This window comes from Cupriavidus sp. FW306-1B-F12B, from assembly GCF_058781795.1.
The window spans coordinates 101,154-124,578 of the sequence record NZ_JBYSXC010000008.1; the positions used below are offsets into that span (position 1 = coordinate 101,154).

Sequence of the window (23,425 nt, forward strand, 5' to 3'; positions counted from 1 at the left end):
CCTTGATGGCTCGATTTGGATCTTTTGATATATCACATACTATATTCCATCGAGGCACATGGCAACCGCGTCAAACAACCTTTATCTTTCCGGATCACACTGCGCGGGCAAGCGGCGCTGCGCTAACATGACGCCTGCATGTGCCCCGGGCGGACCACCGTCCGGCGCCAGCCTGGAACCTGACACCCGGAGCTCTCATGGAAGCGTCGTTGGCATTGCTGCAGGATCCCGCCGCGTGGGCGGCACTGGCCACGCTGGTGGCCATGGAAATCGTGCTGGGGATCGACAACCTGATCTTCATCTCGATCCTGACCAACAAGCTGCCTGAAGCCATGCGCGAGAAGGCGCGCAAGATCGGCATCAGCCTGGCGCTGGTGATGCGCCTGGGCCTGCTCGCCACCATCGCCTTCATCGTCAAGCTCACCGAGCCGGTGTTCACCATCCTGGGCCAGGGGCTGTCGTGGCGCGACATCATCCTGATCGCGGGCGGCGCCTTCCTGGTCTGGAAGGCCACGCGCGAAATCCACCACCACGTCACCGCCGCCGAAGAAGGCGAGGAAGGCGGCACGGCCAAGGCGGTGCAGAGCTTTGCCGCGGCCATCGGCCAGATCCTGGTGCTGGACCTGGTGTTCTCGATCGACAGCATCATCACCGCGGTCGGCATGACCGAGCATGTGCAGATCATGTTCGTGGCGGTGATCGCCGCGGTGATGGCGATGCTGTTCGCGGCCACGCCGCTGGCCAACTTCATCAACCGCAACCCGACCATCGTGATGCTGGCGCTGGCCTTCCTGATGATGATCGGCATGACGCTGATCGCGGAGGGCCTCGGCACCCATGTGCCCAAGGGCTATATCTATACGGCGATGGCGTTCTCGGCAGCGGTCGAGGGGCTGAACATGCTGGCGCGGCAACGGCGCCAGCGGCGCCGGGCCAGCGGGCAGGCCTGATGTGCGGCGGCGGCCGCTTGCAGCCGGGCTGCGGGCGGCCGCCTGTAACAGAGGGTGTCCGAACTTTTCGCTGACGGCGGCGTCTCTTACAGTTCTGCACAACCCCCGGACAATAAAAGGACGCTTTCGCCACATGATGAACCGCCGAACCCTGCTGGTCTCAGCCACTGCCTCCGCCGCGCTCGCCGCACTGGGCATTACCCCGTCGGTGCTGGCAGCCAGCCGGATCAAGCTCGGCGACGCCCAGCCATTCGGTTTCGACGCCCTGATCGAACGCGCCCGCGCGCTGGCCGGCAAGCCCTACGCGCCGCCAGCGTCGCCGCCCGCGGACGTGCTGTCCCGCATCGACTACGACGCCCACGGCAAGATCCGCTTCCGCACCGACGACGCGCTCTTTGCCAGTGGCCCCGGCCAGTTCCCGGCCACCTTCTTCCACCTCGGCACGTACTTCCGCACGCCGGTGCGCATGCACGTGATCGAACGCGCCAAGGGCGGCCCTGGCAAGACCCGCGAGATCGTCTACGACGACGCCTACTTCGACATGCCGGCCGACAGCCCCGCGCACAAGCTGCCGCCGGGCAGCGGCTTTGCCGGGTTCCGCTTCCAGGAAAGCCGCCTCGGCGACCAGAAGACACGCGACTGGCGCAAGAACGACTGGGTTGCCTTCCTCGGCGCGTCGTATTTCCGCGCCATCGGCGACCTGTACCAGTACGGGCTGTCCGCGCGCGGCATCGCCATCGACGTGGCCGAAGCCGGCAAGTCCGAGGAATTCCCGGCCTTCACCCATTTCTGGTTCGAGACCCCCGAGGGCAATGGCGATACCGTCACGGTCTACGCCCTGCTGGATGGCCCCAGCATCGCCGGCGCCTACCGCTTCGTCATGCAGCGTGGCAAGGCCGTGATCATGGATGTGGAGTGCGCGCTGTTCCTGCGCAAGGATGTGGGCCGGCTGGGGCTGGCGCCGCTGACCTCGATGTTCTGGTTCTCCGAAGGCATCAAGGGCACCGCCGTCGACTGGCGCCCGGAGGTGCATGATTCCGACGGCCTGGCGCTGTGGAACGGCGCCGGCGAGCATATCTGGCGCCCGTTGAACAACCCACCGCAGACCACGGCCTCGGCGTTTTCCGACGATAACCCCAAGGGCTTCGGGTTGCTGCAGCGCGACCGCCTGTTCGACCACTACCAGGACGGCGTCAACTATGAGCGCCGCCCGAGCCTGTGGGTCGAGCCGCGCGACGGCTGGGGCGCCGGTTCGGTGCAACTGGTCGAGCTGCGCACCGATGACGAGATCCACGACAACATCGTCGCCATGTGGGTGCCCAAGGCCCCGGCCAAGGCCGGCAGCACCTACCGCCTGCGCTACCGGCTGCACTGGCAGGCCGACGAGCCCTTTCCGTCGCCGCTGGCGCGCTGCGTGGCCACGCGCCTGGGCAATGGCGGCCAGCCGGGCCAGCCGCGGCCCAAGGGCGTACGCAAGTTCATGGTCGAGTTCAAGGGCGCGCCGCTGGAGAAGCTGCCCTTCGGCGTCAAACCCGAGGCCGTGCTGACCGCCTCGCGCGGCACCTTCTCCTACGTCTTCACCGAGGCCGTTCCCAACGGTGTGCCGGGCCACTGGCGTGCCCAGTTCGACCTGACCGCCGACGGCAACCAGCCGGTCGATATCCGCCTGTTCCTGAGGATGAACGGCAAGCCGCTGTCCGAGACCTGGCTCTACCAATACCACCCGTTCCAGTCGCCGGCGGGCTAAGGCGCAAGGCACGGCCACGCGCCGGGCCCTTTACACCATATTGCGTCGCCGTGATGTCAGGCGCGCACGAGCGGGTATGATGGCTGGCTACGACAGTCCAACCGCATCAGCCAGCCTCACATGATTTCTCAAGAGTTCGCCGGCGCCGCCGAGAGTGGCCAGGCCGCATCGCTTCCGCGCTCAGAGCGCGCCTACCAGCAACTGCGCGCCGCCATCCAGGCCGGCCAGCTGTCCCCCGGGACGCGGCTGCGCGAGGTGGAACTGGCCGAATCCCTGGGCCTGTCGCGCACGCCGGTGCGTGAAGCGCTGTCGCGGCTGGAGTCCGAAGGGCTGGTCGTCAACGAGCCCAACCGCGGCATGATGGTCACCCAGCTCGACGCCAGCATGGTCAGCGAGCTGTACGTGATGCGCGAAGTGCTGGAAGGCACCGCCGCCGCGCTGGCCGCGCGCCACGCCACCGATGTGGAGATCTCGCTGCTGCGCGATATCGTCGAGCGCGACCTGGCGTTCGCCGACGACCCGGACCGGCTGGCGCAGAACAACCGCCTGTTCCACGAAACCCTGCACCGCTGCGCGCATAACCGCTACCTGCTGAAGAACCTGCGCTCGCTGCATGAGTCGATGGCGCTGCTGGGGCGCACTACGCTCTCAGTGCCGGGACGCGCGCGCAGCTCGTACGAGGAACATATCGCGCTGGTGGAGGCGCTCGAACAGCGCGACCCGGCGCTGGCGGAACAGATCGCACGCCGGCATATCCAGCAGGCCTACAAGGTGCGGCTGTCGCTCTGGATCCAGGAACAGTCGGGCAGTTGATCTGCCCGGCAGCAGCCGGCAGTATCAGGCCGCCTGGGCCCGCGCCGTGCGCAGCGTGCCCAGGCTGAGCACGGCCAGCGCCACCAGGATCAGCATCACCGCACCCAGCGTCTGCGGCGCGATCTGCTCGCCGCCCAGCCATGCACCCATCGCCAGCGCCACCGGCGGGTTCACATAGACATAGCTGGCCGACAGCGTCTGGCTGACCGTGGACACCAGGTACATATAGGCAGAAAACGCCACCAGCGACCCCGCCACCACCAGGTAGACCCAGGCCCAGCCGGCCTGCGCGCTGACCGATGCCGGCCACGGCTCCTGCCGCAGCGCCGACAGCACCATCAGCACCGCGCCGCCGATCAGCATCTCCGCGGCAAATGCCGCGGCACCCTGGGGCAGCTCCAGGCGGCGCGCCAGCTGCGAGCCGAACGACCAGCTCGCCACTGCCAGCATCAGCGCCACCACGCCCCCGGTACTGACGCGGAATTCCGCGCCCGCGGTCAGCACCAGGATGCCCAGGCTGCCGATCGCGATCGCCACGTACTCATACCATTTCGGCCGGCTGCCGAAGCAGGCACTCCAGACCAGCGCGAAGATCGGCATCGACCCGATCATCACCGTGGTGGCACCGGAAGAAATCGTCTGCTCGGCAATCGCGGTCAGGCCCATGCCGCCCACCAGCAGGAACAGCGCCGGCACCGCGCAGTTGCGCAACAGCCGCCACGACGGCATCGGCGTGCCCCGCCACGCCAGCCAGGCGGCCAGCAGCAGGCCCGCGCAAAGGAAGCGCGTGCCCATCATGAACAGCGGCGGAAAGCTCTCCAGCGTAAAGCGGATCGCCAGGTAGGTCGTGCCCCAGACCACATAGGTGATCAGCAGGCACAGCAGCACAAGCGGGGGCATGGTCGAAAAGGCGTATTGCGAAGGCATCCACGATAGCCCCCTGCCAGGCCCCGGCCAAACGAAAAGGTCTGGCAAGCCTTGCGAAAGTTATTCACAAAGCACGCAAAAACCGCGGGCAAAACAAAACCGGCCGCGTCTGCCCGGGCGGGCGCACGTATGGCCGGTTCTACAACGCAGCCCGCAACGGGCCGCAACTACTCTGCTGCAAACAACTCTTTAGCCGTTGGCGTAGACCACGTGGGCCTTGCGGGCCTGGGTCTGCAGGCGCTCGATCGCGCTCTGGACGAAGGCGATGGCGCGCTTCACGTCATGGGCGAAGCCCAGGCTTTGCGTACCGAGTTCACGGTCGATCAGTTCGCGTTCGAGTTGGTCAGTCAGCTTGATATCGGATTGGGTGTTCATGGCGTCCTTCCTTTCGGGATTACCCTCATGGGGTTTTCCCCGATTGTAGCAGAGGAATTGTCGCGCTGCAGCATTAGGTGAAAGTACGTATGTGGGAGAGCAACGGCTGGTGGCGTTGCCACTGAAATCTTGCCGGTCGGCCGCGTTATGCTTGAATCCATTCAGGGCAACGATGTGCTTTACCAATGCACAACAAGAGCACCTGGAATCACCCAACCTCCTCTCCGAGACCGGTACCGGAGCCGTCCCGTGAGTTCCCGTTCGTTATTCAAAAGCGGATACCGGTATGCCAAGGCCCAAGATCCTGACCTATGTCGACGCCGGCGCTTCCGACTGGACCGCATGCCTGATGCGGACCATCGGGCACCAACTCCATGCCAGCACCTACGAGCTCCGCGCGGTGATGGCAGACGACATCCGGCACGACGCCACGCTGTTCGCTGGGGCGGTGCTGTTTGTCATGCCGGGCGGCGCCGACCTTCCCTACTGTGCACTGCTGAACGGGGCCCCGAACGCGCGCATCCGGCATTTCGTCGAGCAGGGCGGCGCCTACCTCGGGATTTGCGCGGGCGCTTACTACGCATGCCGGGAACTGGCGTTTCACGCCGGCACCAGGGGCGCAATCTGCGGCCCGCGCGAACTGTGCTTTGTCGACGCGGTGGCAGTGGGCTCGCTGCCGGAACTGACCGACGGCATGCTGTATGACGGCACGCCGCGTACCACGGCCGCGGTGAAACTGCGGACCACGGACAGGCTGACCGATGTCCCGATGTCGCTATACGCCCACTACCATGGCGGCTGCCGCTTTGACTTCGGCGACGCTCTCGGCCCCGACACGCAGGTCCTGGCCGTCTATGCGGATATCGATGGCACGCCGCCCGCCATCGTCAGTTCACGGGTTGGCAAGGGCCGCGCGGTGCTCGCCGGCGTCCACCTGGAGATCTCAGAGCGGGAGTGCAAGGATGCGCTGCGCGGACACAGCGATATGCCTGAACACCTCCATGTCTGTGACCGGCTGGCGCAGACCGGCGATACACGCCTGGCGGTGTTTCGCCGCTTGCTGGCGCACGCGGGGCTTGCGCTGAACTGAGCGGCGCACCCTAAGTGCATTCACACAATATTGACCAGCCGCGTCCCCGCCGTCAGGAAAGTGCCCTCGGCCGCCTGCCACGTTACGCGGCCGCCGCGATGGGCATGGACTTGCATCTCCATCTTCATGGCTTCCATCACGGCGATCAGATCGCCTTCCTCGACCTCGTCGCCAACTGCGACCTTCCAGGTCTGCACGGTGCCGGCGATCGGGGATGGCAGGTCGGCCGGGTCGGTAGCGGCGGCCTGGGCCGGCGCCGCGGCGCTGCCTTGCCCGGGCGCATCGGCGAGGCCGCGCAGCAACTGCGCCGGCAGGCCCAGCACCACGCGGCGGCCGTCGATCTCGATGGCGGTGCGCAGCAGGCTGGCATCGTGCCGGGGCTCGGCACGGGTGGCCGCCGCCAGCGGCTCGGCGAAGTCGGACTCGATCCAGCGCGTGTGGACCCTGAAGCCATCCGCGCCGACGAAATCTGCATGGTTGATCACCGCACGGTGGAACGGCAGCACCGACGCCACCCCCTCGATTCGGAACTCGCGCAGCGCGCGGCGTGCGCGCGCCAGCGCCTGTTCGCGCGTGGCACCGGTCACGATGAGCTTGGCCATCAGCGAGTCGAATGTGCCGGGGACCACCGAGCCGGACTGCACGCCCGAATCCACGCGCACGCCGGGGCCCGACGGCGCCTCGAAGGTCTGCACCGGCCCGGGCGTGGGCAGGAAGCCGCGGCCCACGTCCTCGGCGTTGATGCGGAACTCGATCGAATGGCCCAGCGGCGCCGGGGTTTCGGTAATGGAGAGCGGCAAGCCATCCGCCACGCGCAATTGCTCGACCACCAGGTCCACGCCGGTGGTCTGCTCGGTCACGGGGTGCTCCACCTGCAGGCGGGTGTTGACCTCCAGGAAGGAGATCGCGCCGCTGGCGCTGAGCAGGAATTCCACGGTGCCGGCACTGGTGTAGTTGGCCGCCGCGCAGATGTCGCGGGCGGCGGCATGGATACGCGCGCGCTGCGCGTCGGTCAGGAACGGCGCCGGGGCTTCTTCGACCAGCTTCTGGTTGCGGCGCTGCAGCGAGCAGTCGCGCGTGCCCAGCACCACGACATTGCCATGCTGGTCGGCCAGTACCTGCGCTTCGATATGGCGGGGCTTGTCGAGGAACTGCTCAACGAAGCACTCGCCTCGGCCAAAGGCAGTGACAGCCTCGCGCACAGCGGAGGCGTACAGCTCTTCTACCTCATCCATGCGCCATGCGATCTTCATGCCGCGGCCGCCGCCGCCGAAAGCCGCCTTGATGATGATCGGCAGGCCGTTCTGCTCGGCAAAGGCAAGTACCTCGCTGGCGTCCACGACCGGGTCTGCCGTACCGGCGACCAGCGGCGCACCAACCTGCAGGGCGATCTTGCGCGCTTCCACCTTGTCGCCCAGCCGCGCAATCGTGGCGGGAGACGGGCCGATCCAGACCAGGCCGGCATCGATCACTGCCCTGGCAAACGCTTCACTTTCCGACAGGAAGCCGTAGCCTGGATGCACGGCATCTGCCCCGCTGCGTCGGGCGATATCGAGCAACTTGGGAATGTTCAGGTAGGTGTCGGCCGGACGGTCGCCATCCAGGCCGTAGGCCTCGTCGGCCAGCCGCGCGTGCAGCGCGTCGATATCGGCATTGGCATACACGGCCACCGACCCGACGCCGTAGTCGGCACAGGCGCGGATGATGCGGACGGCAATTTCGCCACGGTTGGCAATCAGGACTTTCTTCATCGCAATCTCTGTTAAGGCTTGTGCGCTCAGGCGGCAGACGGTCGCTGCGCCGACGGTTGCAGTTCTGACGGTTGAAGTTCTTCGAAGGCGCCGAGCGGGTTGAAGCGCAGCCAGGCGCCAACCGGAACCTGTCCGGCGCGGTCCAGGTGGTAAGGCGCCACGGCCCCGATCACGGGGTAGCCGCCGGTCAGCGGGTGGTCGGCCAGGAACAGCACGGGCTGGCCGCTTGGCGGCACCTGCAACGCACCCAGGGCGGTGCCCTCGCTGGGCAGCTCGCCGGTGATGGCGCGCTCCAGCGGCACCTCGCCGGCCAGGCGCAGGCCCACGCGGTTGGATTGTGGGGTGACCTGCCAGCGCTGCGCGGCAAGGCGCGCCACGGACTCGGCAGTGAACCAGTCGGTGCGGGGACCGAGCACCACGTCCAGCACGACGTCCTGCTCCACCGTGGGCAGGTCGGCCGCAGGCAACCCGGGGGTGCCCACGACGGCGCCGGCCGGTGCCGGCAGCAGCTCCAGCACATCGCCCACGGCCAGCGGCGCGGGGCCGACCTTTGCCAGCGTGTCAGTCGCACAACTGCCCAGCACCGGCGCGACGGCAAACCCGCCGCGTGCGGCCACATAGCTGCGGGCGCCGGCAAGAGGCTGGCCAATGCTCAGCGTGTCGCCATCGGCCAGCGCCACGGCCTGGTGGTTCGGGACGCTCCATCGGCGGCCATCGGCAGTGCGCACCGTCAGCGCCGCATCGGCGCCGGCGACAGCCAGCACGGTTTCGCCCACGCTCTGCAGTTGCAGGCCGCCGCCCACGGTCTCGAGCGCCGCGCCGTCGCTGCGGTTGCCGACCAGGCGGTTGGCCATCTTGAGGGCGGCCTGGTCCATCGCACCCGAGGCCGAGACGCCCTGCCCCGCCTGGCCGTGCCGGCCCAGGTCCTGGAACACAGTCTGCAGCCCGGTGGCCTTCACCTTCAGCGCCGCGGCAGCAGGCGCCTGGTCCGTCGGCAACGGCTGGCGCGCCGGGGCGCCGGCGGCGATGGCATTGTCCGCATCGAGTACGCCATCGAGTGTGGCGATGTCGATGAAGCGCACGCGATAGCCGGGCTGCAGCAGCGCAGGCTGTTCGCGATTCAGGTCCCACATGGCCACGGGGGTGACCCCGATGATCTGCCAGCCGCCCGGGCTGGCCTGCGGGTACACGCCGCTGAAAGTGCCCGCCAGGCCCACGGCGCCGGCGGGAATACGCGTGCGCGGCGTACTGCGGCGCGGCACGTCGAAGCTGGGATGGCCGCCGCTGAGATAGGCAAAGCCTGGCGCAAAGCCGGTAAAGGCAACGGTGTATTCGCTGCCGGTGTGGCGGCGCACCACTTCCGCGGGCGTGATGCCAAGCAGCTGGGCCACCTCGGCCAGGTCCTCGCCGTCATAGCGCACCGGAATCTCGACCAGGATGTTGCTGCGCTCCACGCGCTGCGACAGGTCGCGCGCGGCAATGGCCGATACCAGCGCGGCGGCGCTGGTGGCCACTGGGCGGAAGTGGACGAGGATGGTGCGCGCGGCGGGCACCAGCTCCGCTACGCCATGCAGCGGATCGCGCTGCAGCGAGGCAAGCAGGGCCAGGGTCTGGTCCAGGTCGGCCAGTTCCACCAGCAGGGCATTCGAAGTGACGGGCAGAAAACGCAAAACTAGCTCCGCAATGACCCGACGGTCCTAGACGTGATACGTGCTGTCTGGCACGTCGGTAATGAACATGTGGCCTGGCGCATGCGTCACGGCGAACGGCACGCCTGACGCCATCACGGCCGCCTGGGGCGTGACGCCGCAAGCCCAGAACACCGGGATCTCGCCCGGCTCGATACGCACGGCGTCACCAAAGTCAGGCCTGGCGAGATCGGCAATGCCGAGCGCGGCCGGATCGCCGACATGGACGGGCGCGCCGTGCACCGACGGGAAGCGTCCGCTGATGGAAACCGCATCGGCAACCCGATGCGCGGGGATGGGCCGCATGGACACGACCATCTCGCCATGCAGGCGGCCAGCCGGGCGACACTGGCGGTTGGTGCGGTACATCGGCACGTTGGAACCGTCGGCGATATGCCGCACCTCGATGCCTGCCTCTTGCAGCGGCGTCTCGAAGGTGAAGCTGCAGCCGATCAGGAAGGTGACCAGATCCGGATGCTCGGTCCACAGGGGCGTGGCATCCGCCACCTCCTCCACCAGCTTGCCGTCGCGCCACACGCGATACAGCGGGATGTCGGTGCGGATATCGGCCCCTTGCGCCAGCACGGTCTGCTGTGCACCCGCTTCGATCACGTCGAGCACGGGACAGGCCTTGGGGTTGCGTTGTGCGTACAGCAGGAAGTCCCAGGCCCAGTCGCGCGGCAACGCGATCATGTTGGCTTGCGTCATCCCCGGTGCAATGCCGGCGGTAGGCTGTACGGCGCCGGCACGGTAGCTTGCGCGCGCTGCGCGCGCGGCGTTCACGGCGGCGATGCGGGTGCGTTCCAGTGCGGAATCTTGCATGAGGGTTGCTCCAGTGTCTTGGATCTGATCAATGCGCAGCCTCGGCCCCGGCTTCGGCGAGCAGTTCGCGCCCTTGCGTTTCCGGCAACAGCAGGCAGGCGATAACGACCAGCCCATAGGCGCCGGCGGCGAGATAGCCGATGGCGACACCCAGCGACATCGATGCACTCATATGCCCGATCATGGCCGGGAATACGGAACCGACCGCGCGGCCAAAGTTGTAGCAGAAGCCCTGGCCGGAGCCGCGGATATGGCTCGGGTACAGCTCGGTCAGGTAGGCCCCCATCCCCGAGAAGATGCCGGACAGGAAGAAGCCCAGCGGAAAACCCAGCACCAGCATCGCAGCGTCGGTGATCGGCAACTGCGTATAGCAGATCACGAGGAAGGCCGCGCTCACCGCAAACAGCATGAAGCAACGCCGGCGCCCCAGGCGGTCGGACAGCCAGGCGCTGGTCAGGTAGCCGGCGAAGGACCCGGCGATCAGCACCATCAGGTAGCCGCTGGTGTTGAGCACGGAGAGATTGCGCTCCATCTTGAGGTAGGTGGGCAGCCAGGTCGTCACCGAATAGTAGGCACCTTGCATGCCGGTCGCCAGCAGGCTTGCCAGCACCGTCACGCGCAGCACGCCGGGCTTGAAGATCAGCATGAAGTTATTGCTTTGGCCGGTGCGGGCCAGCTTGGCCCTGGTTTCCTGATACACCTCGGGCTCGGAGATATTGCGGCGGATATACAGGATAAAGATCGCCGGCAGCACGCCGGCCCAGAACAGCACGCGCCATGCGTATTGCTGCTCGAACACGGCATAGACCGCCCAGAATGCAATCGCCGACAGGCCCCAGCCGATGGCCCAGCTGCTTTGCACCAGTCCGACCGCCTTGCCGCGGTGGCGGGCCCGGATCATCTCGGCGATCAGCAAGGAACCGACCGACCATTCGCCGCCGAAGCCCAGGCCTTGCAGCATGCGGGTCAGGAACAGTTGCTCGGGGGACTGGGTGAAGCCGCTCAGGAACGTAAAGAAACTGAACCAGAGCACGGTCAGCTGCAGGATCCGCACGCGGCCATATTTGTCGGCCAGGATGCCGGCCAGCCAGCCGCCGATGGCCGAGCTGATGAGCGCGCCCGTCGCGATGTAGCCAGCCTCGGCCTTGGTCATGCCCCACACCAGGATGAAGGTGGGGATCATGAAGGTGTAGATCATGTAGTCGAAGGCATCGACCCCGTAGCCGACGAAGGCGGCAAAGAGCGTCTTGCGCTCCGCCTGGTTGGTTTCTTTAAGCCACATGGTTGCGCTCACTATGGATAAGGACAAAGCGTGGACAAGGCTCGTCGTGCTGTCTTCACGACGAAGTTCCGGTAGCGAGCAAGACTGCTAAACAGCGGCCCCGCACCCCAGCCGCTGTCTAGCAAAACACATACCATGTTCATTTATATGCACGTGTGACTCAACCACCGTGCATTATTGTTGAACAATATTGGCTGCTATTCGATCCTCGTATACACCTAAGTCGCGCCTGTAGGGCATCGTTCGCACCAATCTTGTGCCTATTGTTCAACAAAGTGAGATAACATCGCCGCACGGGGGCATGCCGGAACCTGTCGCCCCCGACGCAAGCCAACATGACATCCAGTACTGACGTAAGAAACCTGGCCGAGCGGGTCACGGAGCAGATTCGCCAGCGCATCGTGCATGGCGAATTCGCGCCCGGGCAGCGCTTGTCGGAAGCCGCGCTTAGCGAGAGCCTGCAGATCTCGCGCAACACCTTGCGCGAGACCTTTCGCGTGCTGACCAAGGAAGGCCTGCTCAAGCACGAACCCAACCGCGGCGTATCCGTGGCAATTCCCAGCATCGCGGCCATCATCGACATCTACCGCGTGCGCCGCATGATCGAGTGCCAGGCCATCGCCCAGGCCTATCCCAGCCATCCGGCCAGGAAGCACCTGCGCGAAGCGGTGGAAATGGGACTGCGCTGCCGCGACAGCGGCGACTGGCAGGGCGCGGGCACCGCCAATATGGAGTTCCATATGGCCATCGTGGAACTGGCCGACAGCGAGCGGCTGAACGTGATGTTCTCCCACCTGCTGGCCGAGCTGCGCCTGGCTTTCGGCATGCTGCAGGATGCGGAATTCCTGCATGGCCCATATGTCGAGATGAACCAGCACATCCTGCAGTTGTTCGAGGCGGGCAAGCTCGCAGAGTGTGCCGCGGCCCTCAACGACTACCTGGTGCAGTCCGAGCGCATCGTGCTGTCGGTTTGCGCCCGGCACCCGATTTTCAAGGGGCGTTGAACGCCGGTGCGGCGCATCCATGCATAGCTGCTGCACGCCGAGCCGCGATGGCCACCGCCTGTTCAAGATGCGGCGCCATGCATTGTCGTCGGTAAGGCGCCAGTGCCCTCACTTCACGGCGAGCGTAAACGGCAGCAGCAGCGCATTCACAAGCAGCAAGCCATAGACGACCACCGCCGCCGCCGGGATGGCGAAACGCGTCCGATCCTGCGCGCTCGCAGCACGGCGCGTCCACAGTAAACCCGCACCCATCACGACCAGCCCTGAAAGCAGGCTCTCCACGGCAAGGGCTGCCGGATGGGACTTGTCCGCGCGGCTGTTCTCGTTCTCGGCAACCGGAGGCGCTGTGGCGTGCCAGACCGGCAGCGCTGCGACAGCGGGAGCCGTCGGCCGTGCTGGTTCGACGGGTTCCGGTGCGGGCGACATGGCAGGCGGCTCCGCCGGCGGCGGCTCTTCTTGCACGCGCTGCGTCGGCGCAGGAATCTGCGTTGAGGTCTGTGGGGCCTGTGCGGAAGCCGCCTCGGGCGGCGGTGCCGCCTCCTGGCTGGCCGGGGTCGATCTGGCAGTTGCCGCCGGATTCGCGGCGTCGGAGCGGCCTGGCGCGATTCGCATCGAATCCCGCTCCCGCCAGAATCTGCCGAACAGGCTTTCCAGGCAGCGTACCGAGTCGCAGGCATCGCGCCGGCCGCGCCACGCCGCGATGTCCGAGTCCAGGATCCTGCCCTTGCGCAGCATCCTCTGCTGCTCGGCGTAGATGCGCTCGTAGCGCTCTGACAGCCTGGAGGAATCGCAGATCAGATGCCGCGGGCGCGCCTTCTGGCCGACCTCGCCCGTCGCAAGGTTGCATCTCACCCCGGAGCCATCCGGGTTGTTGCAGCGTACGGGGGGTTCGCGCGCAGTGGATTTGCAGACGATGTCAGAGGCCCACGCGCCGCTTGCGGCAAGGAGGCCCGCTGCTATGTCCACGGAAACAATCGTGACCAGGCGCCCTGTGATCGTCTTCATCAAATGCCCCATCGAAGCGGCCCCAAGGCTTCCAAGCTAGTCGATAGTTGCCGGGTATCCCAAGCCTGCAATGCGGGGCGCGTGCGGTAAGCCACCTTGCCCCGCACCGACAGGACCGGATGCGCCGCGCGATGAACAATCCATTGCGAAGCCGCAGCAACATCTCACGCCGCCGGATTTCATGGCATGCTCGATACCCTCCGGTACAGCCTCGCCTTCGATGAGCTCCCGAGCGGAATCCTGCACTTCAAAGAGAAAGAGACCTTCATGGACACTTCCACGCCCTCCAGCCACCGCCGCAACCTTCTTTCAATCCTGGGCATTTCCACGCCCATCATCCAGGCGCCCATGGCCGGTGTCAGCACAGCGGCCATGGCTGCCGCCGTGTCGGAGGCCGGCGGGCTGGGCTCGCTTGGTGTCGGGGCAATGGACGCGCAAGCCGCGCGCAAGACCATCCGCGAGACCCGAGCGCTGACCGGCAAGCCATTCAACGTCAACCTGTTCTGCCACGCCCCGGCCAAGGCCGATGAGGTGCGCGAGCAGGCCTGGCTCAGCTACCTTGCCGCCCAGTTTGCCGAGCACGGCGGGACCACACCGGCGAGCCTGCGCGAGATCTACAAGAGTTTCGTGGCCGACGACGCCATGTTCCAGATGCTGCTGGAAGAAAAGCCAGCGGTCGTGAGCTTCCATTTCGGCCTTCCCGCCCAGCAGAAAATTGACGCGCTGCGCGCGGCTGGGATCGTGCTGCTGGCCAGTGCAACGTCGCTGCATGAAGCGCGCCAGATAGAGGCCGCCGGCGTGGACGCCATCGTCGCGCAAGGCATCGAAGCCGGCGGACACCGCGGCGCCTTCGACACCGATGGCTACGACGAAGGCCTCGGCACGCTGGCTCTGGTGCGTCTCCTGGTGCTGGGCACGAAACTTCCGGTGATTGCCTCGGGCGGCATCATGGACGGGGCAGGCATTGCCGCGGTGCTGGCTCTCGGGGCGGAAGCCGCCCAGCTTGGCACCGCATTCGTCGCCTGCCCGGAGTCATCTGCCGATGCCGCCTATCGCGCGGCGCTGACCGCGCCCCAGCCGCGCGCGACCACGCTCACCCGCGCCATATCGGGCCGCGCGGCCAGGGGCTTCACCAACCGGCTCACGGCACTCGGCATCGCCGCCGACGCACCGCCGGTGCCGGACTACCCGATCGCCTATGACGCGGGAAAGGCGCTTCACGCCGCAGCCAAGGCCGCGGGAAGCGCTGAGTATGCAGCGCAGTGGGCCGGGCAGGCAGCGCCCTTGACCAGGTCCCTGCCGGCCGCGGAGCTGGTGGCGCAACTCAGGTCGGAGCTCAGGGAAGCGGTCCTGCGCATGGCGGCGTTTGCGGACCCGCAGGACGCAGCCTGAGCGTATCTATAACAATTATTTGAATGTACTGACTGCCGGCTCTACGATGGCGCAACCCAACGTCTCCACTCCCACGAGGCCCCATGCATATCGCCATCCTGACCTTCGAAGGTTTCAACGAAATCGACTCGCTGATCGCGCTCGCCATCCTCAACCGGGTCAAGCGGCCCGGCTGGCGGGTTTCGATCGCCAGCCCGGCGGCCAAGGTGCGTTCGCTGAACGGTGTGGTGATTGAGTCGCAAGCATCGCTGGAGGACGCATGCAACGCGGACGCTGTGCTGGTGGGTAGCGGGATACGAACCCGGGACGTCGTTGCCGATGCCGCGCTGATGTCGCAACTGCGCTTCGACCCGACGCGCCAGTTGTTGGGCGCGCAATGCTCGGGCACGCTCATCCTCGCCAAATTGGGCCTGGTGAACGACGTTCCGGCCTGTACGGACCTGATCTCCAAGCCATGGGTAGTGGAGGCCGGCGTGGCTGTGCTCGATCAGCCGTTTGTCGCCAAGGGAAACGTTGCAACCGCCGGCGGATGCCTGGCGTCGCAGTACCTGGCCGCCTGGTTCATCGCCCGCCTGGAAGGCGTCGAGGCTGCACGCAGCGCGATTGACTATGTGGCGCCAGTGGGCGAGAAGGAGGCCTACGTGTCGCGCGCGATGGCGAACATTGCGCCGTTCCTCTGATGCGCGCTGGTGATGTGACTCCGGGCTGAGCCTCCTACACCAGGATGAGACCGTGCCGCATACCCTGCAATACAGCCTCGGTGCGGCTGCTTGCGCCGAGCTTGCCGAAAATGGCGGACAGGTGGAACTTCACCGTGTTGTCCGATATGTCGAGTTGGCGCGCGATTTCCTTGTTGCCAAGCCCTTCGGCGAGCATGGCCAGCACTTCAAGCTCGCGTGGGGTGAGCGTTTCGGTCAGAGCCGCGGATGCCGTCTGGCGAGGTGCCCTGCGCTGCGCCAGCAGCCTGGCGAGGACCTCCGGGGACAGCACGCAAAGTCCCGCGGCCACAGCTTCGATCGCGGCGATGATTTCGCCGGGCGTCGCGCTACGCGGCAGCAGTGCCGTGGCGCTGGCTCCCAGCGCCTCATGGATCCAGTCGCTGTCCGTCTCGTCGGTGAGCAGGACCAGCGCCGGCGCTGCGGGATCGCGGCCCGCCTCCGGCGCCGGCAGGTCACCGGCGTGCGGCTCAAGTTCGACCACGACCACATCCGGCACGTCCCCGGCAAAGCGGTCGGCGATCCCTGCGGCGTCGGCCGCGCTGCCTGCGAAATCCAGCGCCGACACCCCCTCGACAAGCGCCTGCAGGCTTGCGCGCGCCTGCGGCGAGGCGGCGACCACGGCGACCCTGACCGGGCTCATCGGTGTCATCCTGGCATCCGGCATGCGACGGCTTGCATGAATCTCAGCCGCACGACTTCCGTGACTGGCGTTCGCCCACCGTGACCGAGCACTCCTTGCGCTCGCCACCCCGGATCAGCCCGATCTTCAGCAACTGCCCGATGCGGTCGCCGCCCAGCGCGGCATGGACGTCGTCCATGTCTTGGCATGGCTTGCCATCCAGTTCGACCAGCACATCTCCGATCAGCACCCCGGCTTGCTCCGCGGGCCCGCCCGCCGCAAGCGATACCACCAGCAACCCGCGCCCGCATGCCAGATTCAGCTTCGTCACCCAAGACTCCGACAGGTTCACCGGCTGCGTGCCCACGCCAAGGTAGCCGTGCGAGACACGTCCTTTGCTTAGCAGTTCGCCGCTCACGCGCGCCACGGTCGCAGCCGGAATCAGGATGCCGGCGCCAGGCGCGAGCGCCGATGTGCACAGGCCCATGACCCGCCCCTGCATATCCGCCAGGGCCGCTCCGGAGAAACCGGGGCGCAGGCCGCCGTCAAGCCGCACGAAGGCGTCGAACTGCCCGCCTCGCCAGGTACGCCATGGACCGCCGGCAGTGCCGACAACGCCGAAATCCGCGCTGGTGCCGAGCCGGTCCACTCGCGCCACCGCGAGCACCAGATGGCCCGCTTTGAGGGCGCGCGCATCACCGCTCTCGACCGGGTTCAACTCCACGCCATCGAGCCTCAGTACGGCCAGGTCGGTGCCAGGGTCCCGTCCCGCCAGGACGGCCGCCACGCTACGGCCATCGGCCAGGGTGACTTCAATGCCGTCTTCCTGCCTGAGCGTATGCGCGGCCGTGACCACCACGCCGGGTTGCCAGATGACTCCACTGGAGGGAAAGCGATGCCGCCCGTGCACCGCCACGACACTCTGGCCGACGCGCTCGGCGATGGCTGCCAGGTTGGCGGAAAGATCCTGCAAGGGATTTCCGCTGGGGGTTGAGGTTTCCATGGTGATGACTCCTGCCATTTGCTACATGAACCGATGCGTCGCGCGCCCGGCCAGCTTGAGGAAGCCAGGCAGGCAAGCGCAGACGAGTGGTTTCACAATGACAGGCGCGCGACGGCCGCGCACCACCCTGATGGGTAGCTGGTGCAGGGGGAACTCGCGCGCGGCGTATGTGTTTGCACAAGCTTTTGCCTTCTCGCCATTGCTCCCCCATTTTTCGTGGCACAGGTGCGCCAGGTGTTTGCCAGTATCACCGCGAGCACCAGGGCCGGCAATCGTCACTTCGACCGGATCACTGCGCGTTTCGCCCGGCGTGCCAAAGCGGCTTTGCGGATACCTGAGCCCCTGCCCGCGCTGGCACATGCCGATGGCGCGGACAATCTCTGCGGATCCATGCGAAAGCCTGCGGCGCGGCGGCGAGCGGCGCTGCCTATGCTAGACAGAAGCGGCGCCCTGGCCGGGCAGCCGCGTGGTCCCGTTTCCAGGAGATAACCATGAACAAGCGCTTGAGTGAAGAAGGCATGGATCTGCTCTTTCGCGATGCTCGCACGCACAGCGCATGGCTGAACCAGCCCGTGAGCGACGAAACCCTGCGGCAGCTCTATGACTTGATGAAATGGGCGCCGACCAGCGCCAACTGCTCTCCCGCGCGCATTCTGTTCCTGCGTACCCCTGAGGCCAAGCAGCGCCTGTTGCCCGCGCTGGCGCCGGGCAATGTAGAGAAAACCATGGCCGCGCCGGTCACAGCCATCATCGCCTATGACATCAAGTTCTACGAACTTCTGCCCAAGCTGTTTCCGCATGCGGACGCACGCTCGTGGTTCGCCGAAACCCCCGAGCTCGCGCTGACTACCGCGAGGCGAAACAGTTCCCTGCAGGGCGCGTACTTCATCATCGCCGCCCGCTCGCTGGGGCTCGACTGCGGGCCGATGTCCGGCTTCGACAATGCCAAGGTCGATCACGAATTCTTTCCCGCGGACCCTAAGGACAATGCCTTCCAGCTCGAATATTTCCCGGACAGCCACGTGAAATCGAACTTCCTGTGCAATCTTGGCTATGGCGACCCTGCCAAGCTGTTCCCACGCAGCCCCCGCCTGGAATTCGACGAGGCATGCAAACTGCTCTGAAGGAGGCGGCACCTAGGCCAGTGGCCGCAGCTCCTGCAGCAGCGTCGGCACCAGCTCCGACACCGTCGGATGGATGTGCATCGCGCGGCTGATGGTGGTATAGGGAGCCTTGGCATACATGATGTCGAGCAGTGAGTGAATCACCTCATCGCCGGTCAAGCCGAGGATCGCGGCGCCCAGGATCATGCGGGTATCGGCGTCGACCACGACCTTCATGAAGCCCTGGCTCTCGCCCTTCTCCACGGCTCGCCCGACGCGGCTCATGGGGCGAGAGCCGACCAGCAGCCTGCGTCCGGATTGCCGGGCTTCTGCTTCCGTCATGCCGGCGCGGCCGAGCGGAGGGTCGATGAACATGGCATAGGCCGCGATGCGGTCCGTCAGCTTGCGGGGATCGTTGTCGAGGAAGTTGGCAGCGACGATCTCATAGTCGTTGTATGACGTATGCGTGAAGGCACCGCGGCCATTGCAATCGCCAAGCGCCCAGATGCCAGGGACGTTGGTGCGCAGCTGTTCGTCTACCTGGATATAGCCGCGAGCGTCGGTCTCGACCCCGGCCTGGTCCAGCCCCAGGTCCTCGGTGTTGGGCACGCGCCCAACCGCCAGCAGCAGGTGCGAGCCGTGGACGTCGCGCGCCCCATCCGAACAATCCAGCTCGACCGCAATGTGATCGCCTTCCCTGCGCGCGCTCAGGCAATTGGCATTGAGCCGGATTTCGATCCCCTCGCGTTCCAGGATCTCCCGCACTGCCTGCGACACATCCTCGTCTTCGCGCTGGATCAGGCGCGGGCCTTTTTCGACAACGGTCACCCTGGCCCCAAAACGGCGGTACATCTGGCCAAACTCGAGGCCAATGTAGCTGCCGCCGACGATGATCAGGTGCTCCGGCAGGAAATCCACCTCCATCATGCCCGAGTTGGTCAGGTACGGCACCTGGTCCAGCCCGTGCATGGGCGGAACCAGGGCCCGGCCGCCGACGTTCACGAAAATCCGGTCGGCTTCCAGCAGTTCGCCGTTGACCCGCACACTGCGCGCGCTTTCGAAGCGAGCGTGCCCCTGATAGACCGTGCCATTCTCCAGCCCGCGCATCCACTGTTCCACACCGTTGCTGGAACGGCCGGAGATCTCGTCCTTGCGTGCCTTCACCTGCTTCATGTCGACCGCGACCGGCCCGCCGATGGTCACGCCGTACTCGGCAGCCCGCCGCGCCAGTTGCGCCGCGTACGCGCTTGCGATGAGGGTCTTGGTGGGAATGCAGCCGGTGTTCACGCAGGTGCCGCCAAAACGCGCGCGCTCGATGACGGCCGTTTTCATACCCGCGCCGGCCAGCCGCGCAGCGAGTGCGGGGCCGGCTTGCCCGGTGCCGATGATGATCGCGTCGAATCCTTGGGCCATCACGATTCTCCTTGCCTGGTACCGCAAAGCCACAAGCTACTTTAGATGGTAGGACGCTGCCCTGCCAGCTACGCGTAGGCGTCGACGCCCCGCACCAGCAGCCTGGCCAGCCGGGGCCGTCGCAACTGCTCCAGCCACCATTGCAGCGCGCGGCCTTCGTGATCGCCGCGCCAGCCCACGTAGAGCAGGTTGGGCTCGCGCGGGTCGGCGGTGCGCTTCTCTATCAGTTCGCCGCGCTGCAGCAGCGAGCCGACCCGGTGCCTGGGCAGCCAGCCGATCCCCAGGCCATCGCGCTGCGCCAGGGTCTTGGCTCGCATGCTCGGCACGGCCAGCAGGCGCTGTCCGCCCACCATGCCGTAAGCACGGCCGCCCGTGAGGCGTGATGAATCTGCCACCACCACGGCACGATGGCGGGCGATCTCCTCACGCGTCAATGGTTGGCGGGCGGCCGCCAGCGGATGCCGGGGCGAAACCGCAAACACCCATTCGATCACGCCCAGCTCGAACCACCCCAGGTTAGGGATGGCGGGCGGCTCGTTGGTGGCACCGATGACCAGGTCGGCGCGGCCGTCCCGCAGCGCTTCCCAGGTGCCGGCCAGCACTTCGTGCGTGACGCGCAGCGCCACGCCGGATTCCTGCGCGTCGAACGCATGCATGACGGGCATCAGGGTCTCGAATTCCATCAGCTCGTCGGTCACGATCCACAACCGGTCTTCCCAGCCGTTGGCGACCTGCCGCACGCGCTGTGTGACGCGCGCGACATCCTGCGCGAGCCGGGCGGCTTCTTCTGTGAGCAATTCGCCGGCACGCGTCAGCTGCAGGCGGTAGCGGCGGCGGTCGAACAGGAGTGCGTCGAAGCGCTGCTCCAGCTGCCGCGCGGCGTGCGACACCGTGGACGGCGCCTTGCCCAGCCTGGCCGCCGCGCGCGACAGGCTGCCGGCCTCGCGGATGGCCTCCAGCAGGGCCAGTTCGTCTTCCGACAACATGTGCGACTCCTTCGAACGTGTTCGTCGGATCGATCGTATGGCAAACCGGAGGCCAGCGCCCATACTGCAGTCACGCGATTGTTCAAGTTCAACTTTCCCAACCGGAGGACATCATGAATCGCTTCGAAGGCAAGACCGTTCTGGTCACTGGCGGCAACAGCGGCATCGGCCTGGCGGCTGCCCAGGCATTCGCCCAGGAAGGGGCTCGCGTGGTCATCACCGGCCGCGACGCAGCGGCACTGGAAGGCGCCCGCGCCACGCTCGGCAACGAGGCCATCGCCATCCGCAACGAAACCGGCACCGTGCAGGCCGCGCGTGACCTGGCTCGCCAGCTGACCGACGCCGGCATCCGCCTGGACGCCGTCTTCATCAACGCCGGCATTGCCAGGTTTGCCGCCGTTGCCGATGTGGACGAGGCACTGTGGGACGCCACCTTCAACGCCAACGTGAAGGGCGCGTACTTCCAGATCCAGGCGCTGCTGCCGCTGCTGAACCCGGGCACGTCGATCGTGCTGAACGGCTCGATCAATGCGCGCATCGGCATGCCGATGTCTTCCGTGTATGCCGCCAGCAAGGCAGCACTGATCTCGCTGGCCAGGACCCTGTCGGGTGAGCTGGTCAGCTCGGGCATCCGGGTAAATGTGGTCAGCCCCGGGCCGGTGACGACGCCGCTGTATGGCAAGCTGGGCCTGGAAGCCGACACCCTGTCGGCCACCGCCGCGCAGATCCAGAGCCAGATCCCGCTGGGCCGTTTCGGCCAGCCGGCCGAGATTGCGTCGACGGTGCTGCATCTGTCGGCGCCGGAATCGGCCTTCATCGTTGGTACCGAAATCATCGCCGACGGTGGCATGAGCCAACTGTAAGTCAATGCCTTTGCGGTCCGCGCATGAGGTGGCCCATCCTGCCTGGAGCAGTACCATGAACCAATCCATTGCCTTTATCGTCCATCTGCCGGGCAAGCCCGAGCGGCGCGCCGAGCTCGAGTCAAAACTCCTTGATGTCCTCAACCAGATGTCGAAGGAGCCGGACTTTATCAACACGTATCTGCACCGCTCGCTCGAAGATCCTGACACGCTTGTTCTCTATGAGAACTGGGCCTGCAGCGCGCAGCATTTCAGGGACCACCACCTGAAAGCGTCCTACCGGCGCGAATCTGAGGCGGTGCTGGCCGATTTGCTGAAAGCACCACGTACGCTGGAGTTTCTGACGCCAGTGCGCGCCTACCAGAAAGCCGGCAACTAGAGCGGTATTGCCCTATAAGGCAGCTGCCGGTTCCCACCCCCCGCCGAGCGCCTTGAACGCCGCCACAGCGGCCCGCGCTGATTCGGTCTGTGCCTGCGCTCTGGCGTCGGACGTCCGCAGAAGACTCTCGTCAGCATGCAAGACCTCAATCAAGCGGACCACGCCTTTCTGGTAGGCGGCAAATGAGGCATTGCGCGCCTGCGTCAGCGAGGTCTCGCCTTGTGCCAGCGTGCCTGCCTGATCTTCACGCTTGATCAGCGCGGAGAAGGCATTTTCGACATCCTCGGTCGCGCGCAGCACAGCCTGACGGTATGCCGCCAGCGCTTCTGCCTCCTGCCCTCGGGCCAGTTCGATCTGTGCATTGATGCGGCCGAAATCAAACAGACGCCAGCGCAGGCCCAGCACGCCTGCTGCCTGGCTTGCGCCCGCGGAAAAGAGGTTCCCGCTGGCTACGGTTGTGGCGCTGCCCAACAGGGCACTGAGCGAGAATTTTGGGTAGTACTCCGCAATGGCTACACCGATTCGTGCGTTCGCCGCCGCCAGCCGGCGCTCCGCGACGATGAGATCGGGCCTGCGTCGCAGCAGATCCGCCGGCGAGCCCGTTCCGGCGAGCTGCGGTGCGGCGGGAATCGCTTCAGGGCCGGCCAGTTCGGCACGATACGTGCCGGGCGGAACACCAAGCATTACGTCCAGCGCATTCAATGCTGCATCGAGGCCTGTCTCCAGCACCGGGACGGTCGCGCGGACCTGAGCGAGCGCGCCTTCGGCCTGTCGTACCTCCAGTTCGGCTGCAAGCCCTTTGCTGTAAAGCAGGCTCACCGTCGAAAGCAGCTTCTGCTGGGTCTCCACTTGCTGCCTGGCGATGGCAATGCGGGACTGCAGTCCGCGCACGGTGATATAGAGATCCGCAGTTTGGGCGGCCACAGCGAGACGCGTCGCGGTCGCGCCCGCAGTCGATGCCTGGTACTCCGCCAGGGCGGCTTCCCGCCCACGGCGCAGTCCACCGAATACGTCCAGTTCCCAGGCTGCGCCGAGATTGGCCTCGTAGCTGTTGCCATATCTGTCAAAGCCGGGCGTTGCATCGAGCAGCTTCCCGAGGGGCGTCTCGATCGACTGATAGTTTCTGGCCGCCTGCGCACTGGCGCTGCCCGAAGGAAGCAAGGCCGCATTGGCCACGCCGAGCCCCGCGCGTGCCTGGGTGACGCGCGCCGACGCTTGCGCCAGGTCCAGGTTCTGATCCAATGCCAATGACACCAGCCGGGTCAGCAGCGGATCGCCAAATCCTTCCCACCACGTGACGAGCTCGGCAGCGGATGACGCATGCCTTTGTTCAACGCCGGACTGGCCCAGGTAGCGGTCGGGGAGCGGGGCGCCCGGTTGTCTGTAGTCGGGGCCGACGGCGCAACCCGTCAATACGCCGACACTCAACAGCAGGGCAAGAAAGCGATGGGTAAGCATGGGGTTCACGGAAGCCAGGGCGAACAGGAATGTGTG

At 66.3% G+C, this 23,425-nt stretch carries 22 protein-coding genes; 10 read left to right on the forward strand and 12 right to left on the reverse strand.

Going from position 1 to position 23,425, the window contains the following annotated elements; translation table 11 throughout:
• The first annotated feature begins 197 nt into the window (after positions 1-197).
• The 3 genes from AC3WLE_RS15440 to AC3WLE_RS15450 all read left to right on the forward strand — a co-directional run bounded on the left by AC3WLE_RS15440 (position 198) and on the right by AC3WLE_RS15450 (position 3,510).
• On the forward strand, positions 198-950 hold the full coding sequence (locus AC3WLE_RS15440) for a TerC family protein (RefSeq protein ID WP_492351336.1): 753 nt from the start codon (positions 198-200) through the stop codon (positions 948-950).
• Between the two features lie 133 nt (positions 951-1,083).
• Positions 1,084-2,697 carry an OpgD/OpgG family glucan biosynthesis protein gene (locus AC3WLE_RS15445; RefSeq protein WP_492319546.1) on the forward strand — a complete coding sequence of 538 codons (1,614 nt, stop codon included), beginning with the start codon at positions 1,084-1,086 and terminating at the stop codon, positions 2,695-2,697.
• Between the two features lie 120 nt (positions 2,698-2,817).
• Positions 2,818-3,510 (forward strand): GntR family transcriptional regulator, encoded by a 693-nt coding sequence (locus tag AC3WLE_RS15450; RefSeq protein ID WP_492319545.1) that lies wholly within the window; start codon positions 2,818-2,820, stop codon positions 3,508-3,510.
• Positions 3,511-3,534: 24 nt separating this feature from the next.
• Here the strand turns inward: AC3WLE_RS15450 and AC3WLE_RS15455 are convergent, their stop codons facing one another.
• Both AC3WLE_RS15455 and AC3WLE_RS15460 read right to left on the reverse strand, forming a co-directional pair.
• Positions 3,535-4,410, reverse strand: a complete 876-nt coding sequence (locus AC3WLE_RS15455; RefSeq protein WP_492351337.1) for an EamA family transporter — start codon at positions 4,408-4,410, stop codon at positions 3,535-3,537.
• A gap of 216 nt (positions 4,411-4,626) precedes the next feature.
• Positions 4,627-4,812, reverse strand: a complete 186-nt coding sequence (locus tag AC3WLE_RS15460; protein ID WP_010810228.1) for a hypothetical protein — start codon at positions 4,810-4,812, stop codon at positions 4,627-4,629.
• Positions 4,813-5,098: 286 nt separating this feature from the next.
• Between AC3WLE_RS15460 and AC3WLE_RS15465 the strand changes: the two genes are divergently transcribed.
• Complete coding sequence (locus tag AC3WLE_RS15465; RefSeq protein ID WP_492319543.1) at positions 5,099-5,902, forward strand: BPL-N domain-containing protein; 804 nt, start codon at positions 5,099-5,101, stop codon at positions 5,900-5,902.
• 20 nt (positions 5,903-5,922) lie between these two features.
• On the opposite strand, the gene AC3WLE_RS15470 is transcribed toward AC3WLE_RS15465, so the two are convergent.
• Genes AC3WLE_RS15470 through AC3WLE_RS15485 form a run of 4 tightly spaced genes read right to left on the reverse strand, consistent with a single transcriptional unit; the run spans position 5,923 to position 11,445 of the window.
• Positions 5,923-7,653, reverse strand: coding sequence for an acetyl/propionyl/methylcrotonyl-CoA carboxylase subunit alpha (locus AC3WLE_RS15470; RefSeq protein ID WP_492356000.1), 1,731 nt, complete (start codon positions 7,651-7,653; stop codon positions 5,923-5,925).
• A 26-nt stretch (positions 7,654-7,679) separates the two neighbouring features.
• Positions 7,680-9,323: a 5-oxoprolinase subunit PxpB gene (gene pxpB / locus AC3WLE_RS15475; RefSeq protein ID WP_492355999.1), complete on the reverse strand. Its 1,644-nt coding sequence runs from the start codon at positions 9,321-9,323 to the stop codon at positions 7,680-7,682.
• Between the two features lie 27 nt (positions 9,324-9,350).
• Complete coding sequence (locus AC3WLE_RS15480) at positions 9,351-10,163, reverse strand: putative hydro-lyase (RefSeq protein WP_492355998.1); 813 nt, start codon at positions 10,161-10,163, stop codon at positions 9,351-9,353.
• 28 nt (positions 10,164-10,191) lie between these two features.
• Positions 10,192-11,445, reverse strand: a complete 1,254-nt coding sequence (locus tag AC3WLE_RS15485; protein WP_492319539.1) for an MFS transporter — start codon at positions 11,443-11,445, stop codon at positions 10,192-10,194.
• A 335-nt stretch (positions 11,446-11,780) separates the two neighbouring features.
• Here AC3WLE_RS15485 and AC3WLE_RS15490 point away from each other — a divergent pair, with 335 nt between their 5' ends.
• A complete protein-coding gene (locus AC3WLE_RS15490) occupies positions 11,781-12,449 on the forward strand; it encodes a GntR family transcriptional regulator (RefSeq protein ID WP_492319538.1) in 669 nt (222 codons plus the stop codon).
• Positions 12,450-12,557: 108 nt separating this feature from the next.
• Here the strand turns inward: AC3WLE_RS15490 and AC3WLE_RS15495 are convergent, their stop codons facing one another.
• Positions 12,558-13,454: a GntR family transcriptional regulator gene (locus tag AC3WLE_RS15495; RefSeq protein ID WP_492355997.1), complete on the reverse strand. Its 897-nt coding sequence runs from the start codon at positions 13,452-13,454 to the stop codon at positions 12,558-12,560.
• Positions 13,455-13,721: 267 nt separating this feature from the next.
• Between AC3WLE_RS15495 and AC3WLE_RS15500 the strand changes: the two genes are divergently transcribed.
• A complete protein-coding gene (locus AC3WLE_RS15500; RefSeq protein WP_492355996.1) occupies positions 13,722-14,846 on the forward strand; it encodes an NAD(P)H-dependent flavin oxidoreductase in 1,125 nt (374 codons plus the stop codon).
• Positions 14,847-14,929: 83 nt separating this feature from the next.
• Positions 14,930-15,526 carry a DJ-1/PfpI family protein gene (locus tag AC3WLE_RS15505; RefSeq protein WP_492319535.1) on the forward strand — a complete coding sequence of 199 codons (597 nt, stop codon included), beginning with the start codon at positions 14,930-14,932 and terminating at the stop codon, positions 15,524-15,526.
• 34 nt (positions 15,527-15,560) lie between these two features.
• Here the strand turns inward: AC3WLE_RS15505 and AC3WLE_RS15510 are convergent, their stop codons facing one another.
• Complete coding sequence (locus AC3WLE_RS15510) at positions 15,561-16,205, reverse strand: response regulator transcription factor (RefSeq protein ID WP_492319534.1); 645 nt, start codon at positions 16,203-16,205, stop codon at positions 15,561-15,563.
• 43 nt (positions 16,206-16,248) lie between these two features.
• Entirely contained in the window at positions 16,249-17,187 is a 939-nt protein-coding gene (locus AC3WLE_RS15515) for a S1C family serine protease (protein WP_492355995.1), read from the reverse strand.
• 491 nt (positions 17,188-17,678) lie between these two features.
• Here AC3WLE_RS15515 and AC3WLE_RS15520 point away from each other — a divergent pair, with 491 nt between their 5' ends.
• Positions 17,679-18,311: a malonic semialdehyde reductase gene (locus tag AC3WLE_RS15520; protein WP_492319532.1), complete on the forward strand. Its 633-nt coding sequence runs from the start codon at positions 17,679-17,681 to the stop codon at positions 18,309-18,311.
• A 12-nt stretch (positions 18,312-18,323) separates the two neighbouring features.
• Here the strand turns inward: AC3WLE_RS15520 and AC3WLE_RS15525 are convergent, their stop codons facing one another.
• The gene (locus AC3WLE_RS15525; protein ID WP_492356021.1) at positions 18,324-19,703 is read right to left on the reverse strand and encodes an FAD-containing oxidoreductase; all 1,380 of its coding nucleotides are present in this window, start codon (positions 19,701-19,703) and stop codon (positions 18,324-18,326) included.
• A 68-nt stretch (positions 19,704-19,771) separates the two neighbouring features.
• On the reverse strand, positions 19,772-20,689 hold the full coding sequence (locus AC3WLE_RS15530; RefSeq protein WP_492351346.1) for a LysR family transcriptional regulator: 918 nt from the start codon (positions 20,687-20,689) through the stop codon (positions 19,772-19,774).
• Positions 20,690-20,802: 113 nt separating this feature from the next.
• Between AC3WLE_RS15530 and AC3WLE_RS15535 the strand changes: the two genes are divergently transcribed.
• Together AC3WLE_RS15535 and AC3WLE_RS15540 are read left to right on the forward strand one after the other, a co-directional pair.
• On the forward strand, positions 20,803-21,552 hold the full coding sequence (locus tag AC3WLE_RS15535) for an SDR family oxidoreductase (RefSeq protein WP_492355994.1): 750 nt from the start codon (positions 20,803-20,805) through the stop codon (positions 21,550-21,552).
• A 55-nt stretch (positions 21,553-21,607) separates the two neighbouring features.
• The gene (locus AC3WLE_RS15540) at positions 21,608-21,931 is read left to right on the forward strand and encodes a putative quinol monooxygenase (protein ID WP_492355993.1); all 324 of its coding nucleotides are present in this window, start codon (positions 21,608-21,610) and stop codon (positions 21,929-21,931) included.
• 12 nt (positions 21,932-21,943) lie between these two features.
• Here AC3WLE_RS15540 and AC3WLE_RS15545 read toward each other — a convergent pair whose 3' ends face one another.
• Positions 21,944-23,389, reverse strand: a complete 1,446-nt coding sequence (locus AC3WLE_RS15545) for an efflux transporter outer membrane subunit (protein ID WP_492351348.1) — start codon at positions 23,387-23,389, stop codon at positions 21,944-21,946.
• Positions 23,390-23,425: the final 36 nt, after the last annotated feature.

What these genes read in the sequence shown, in the direction of transcription:
- AC3WLE_RS15440 (WP_492351336.1), top strand. Translation starts at nt 198, where the DNA reads ATGGAAGCGTCGTTGGCATTGCTGCAGGATCCCGCCGCGTGGGCGGCA.
- AC3WLE_RS15445 (WP_492319546.1), top strand. Translation starts at nt 1,084, where the DNA reads ATGATGAACCGCCGAACCCTGCTGGTCTCAGCCACTGCCTCCGCCGCG.
- AC3WLE_RS15450 (WP_492319545.1), top strand. Translation starts at nt 2,818, where the DNA reads ATGATTTCTCAAGAGTTCGCCGGCGCCGCCGAGAGTGGCCAGGCCGCA.
- AC3WLE_RS15455 (WP_492351337.1), bottom strand. Translation starts at nt 4,410, where the DNA reads ATGCCCCCGCTTGTGCTGCTGTGCCTGCTGATCACCTATGTGGTCTGG.
- AC3WLE_RS15460 (WP_010810228.1), bottom strand. Translation starts at nt 4,812, where the DNA reads ATGAACACCCAATCCGATATCAAGCTGACTGACCAACTCGAACGCGAA.
- AC3WLE_RS15465 (WP_492319543.1), top strand. Translation starts at nt 5,099, where the DNA reads ATGCCAAGGCCCAAGATCCTGACCTATGTCGACGCCGGCGCTTCCGAC.
- AC3WLE_RS15470 (WP_492356000.1), bottom strand. Translation starts at nt 7,653, where the DNA reads ATGAAGAAAGTCCTGATTGCCAACCGTGGCGAAATTGCCGTCCGCATC.
- AC3WLE_RS15480 (WP_492355998.1), bottom strand. Translation starts at nt 10,163, where the DNA reads ATGCAAGATTCCGCACTGGAACGCACCCGCATCGCCGCCGTGAACGCC.
- AC3WLE_RS15485 (WP_492319539.1), bottom strand. Translation starts at nt 11,445, where the DNA reads ATGTGGCTTAAAGAAACCAACCAGGCGGAGCGCAAGACGCTCTTTGCC.
- AC3WLE_RS15490 (WP_492319538.1), top strand. Translation starts at nt 11,781, where the DNA reads ATGACATCCAGTACTGACGTAAGAAACCTGGCCGAGCGGGTCACGGAG.
- AC3WLE_RS15495 (WP_492355997.1), bottom strand. Translation starts at nt 13,454, where the DNA reads ATGAAGACGATCACAGGGCGCCTGGTCACGATTGTTTCCGTGGACATA.
- AC3WLE_RS15500 (WP_492355996.1), top strand. Translation starts at nt 13,722, where the DNA reads ATGGACACTTCCACGCCCTCCAGCCACCGCCGCAACCTTCTTTCAATC.
- AC3WLE_RS15505 (WP_492319535.1), top strand. Translation starts at nt 14,930, where the DNA reads ATGCATATCGCCATCCTGACCTTCGAAGGTTTCAACGAAATCGACTCG.
- AC3WLE_RS15510 (WP_492319534.1), bottom strand. Translation starts at nt 16,205, where the DNA reads ATGAGCCCGGTCAGGGTCGCCGTGGTCGCCGCCTCGCCGCAGGCGCGC.
- AC3WLE_RS15515 (WP_492355995.1), bottom strand. Translation starts at nt 17,187, where the DNA reads ATGGAAACCTCAACCCCCAGCGGAAATCCCTTGCAGGATCTTTCCGCC.
- AC3WLE_RS15520 (WP_492319532.1), top strand. Translation starts at nt 17,679, where the DNA reads ATGAACAAGCGCTTGAGTGAAGAAGGCATGGATCTGCTCTTTCGCGAT.
- AC3WLE_RS15525 (WP_492356021.1), bottom strand. Translation starts at nt 19,703, where the DNA reads ATGGCCCAAGGATTCGACGCGATCATCATCGGCACCGGGCAAGCCGGC.
- AC3WLE_RS15530 (WP_492351346.1), bottom strand. Translation starts at nt 20,689, where the DNA reads ATGTTGTCGGAAGACGAACTGGCCCTGCTGGAGGCCATCCGCGAGGCC.
- AC3WLE_RS15535 (WP_492355994.1), top strand. Translation starts at nt 20,803, where the DNA reads ATGAATCGCTTCGAAGGCAAGACCGTTCTGGTCACTGGCGGCAACAGC.
- AC3WLE_RS15540 (WP_492355993.1), top strand. Translation starts at nt 21,608, where the DNA reads ATGAACCAATCCATTGCCTTTATCGTCCATCTGCCGGGCAAGCCCGAG.
- AC3WLE_RS15545 (WP_492351348.1), bottom strand. Translation starts at nt 23,389, where the DNA reads ATGCTTACCCATCGCTTTCTTGCCCTGCTGTTGAGTGTCGGCGTATTG.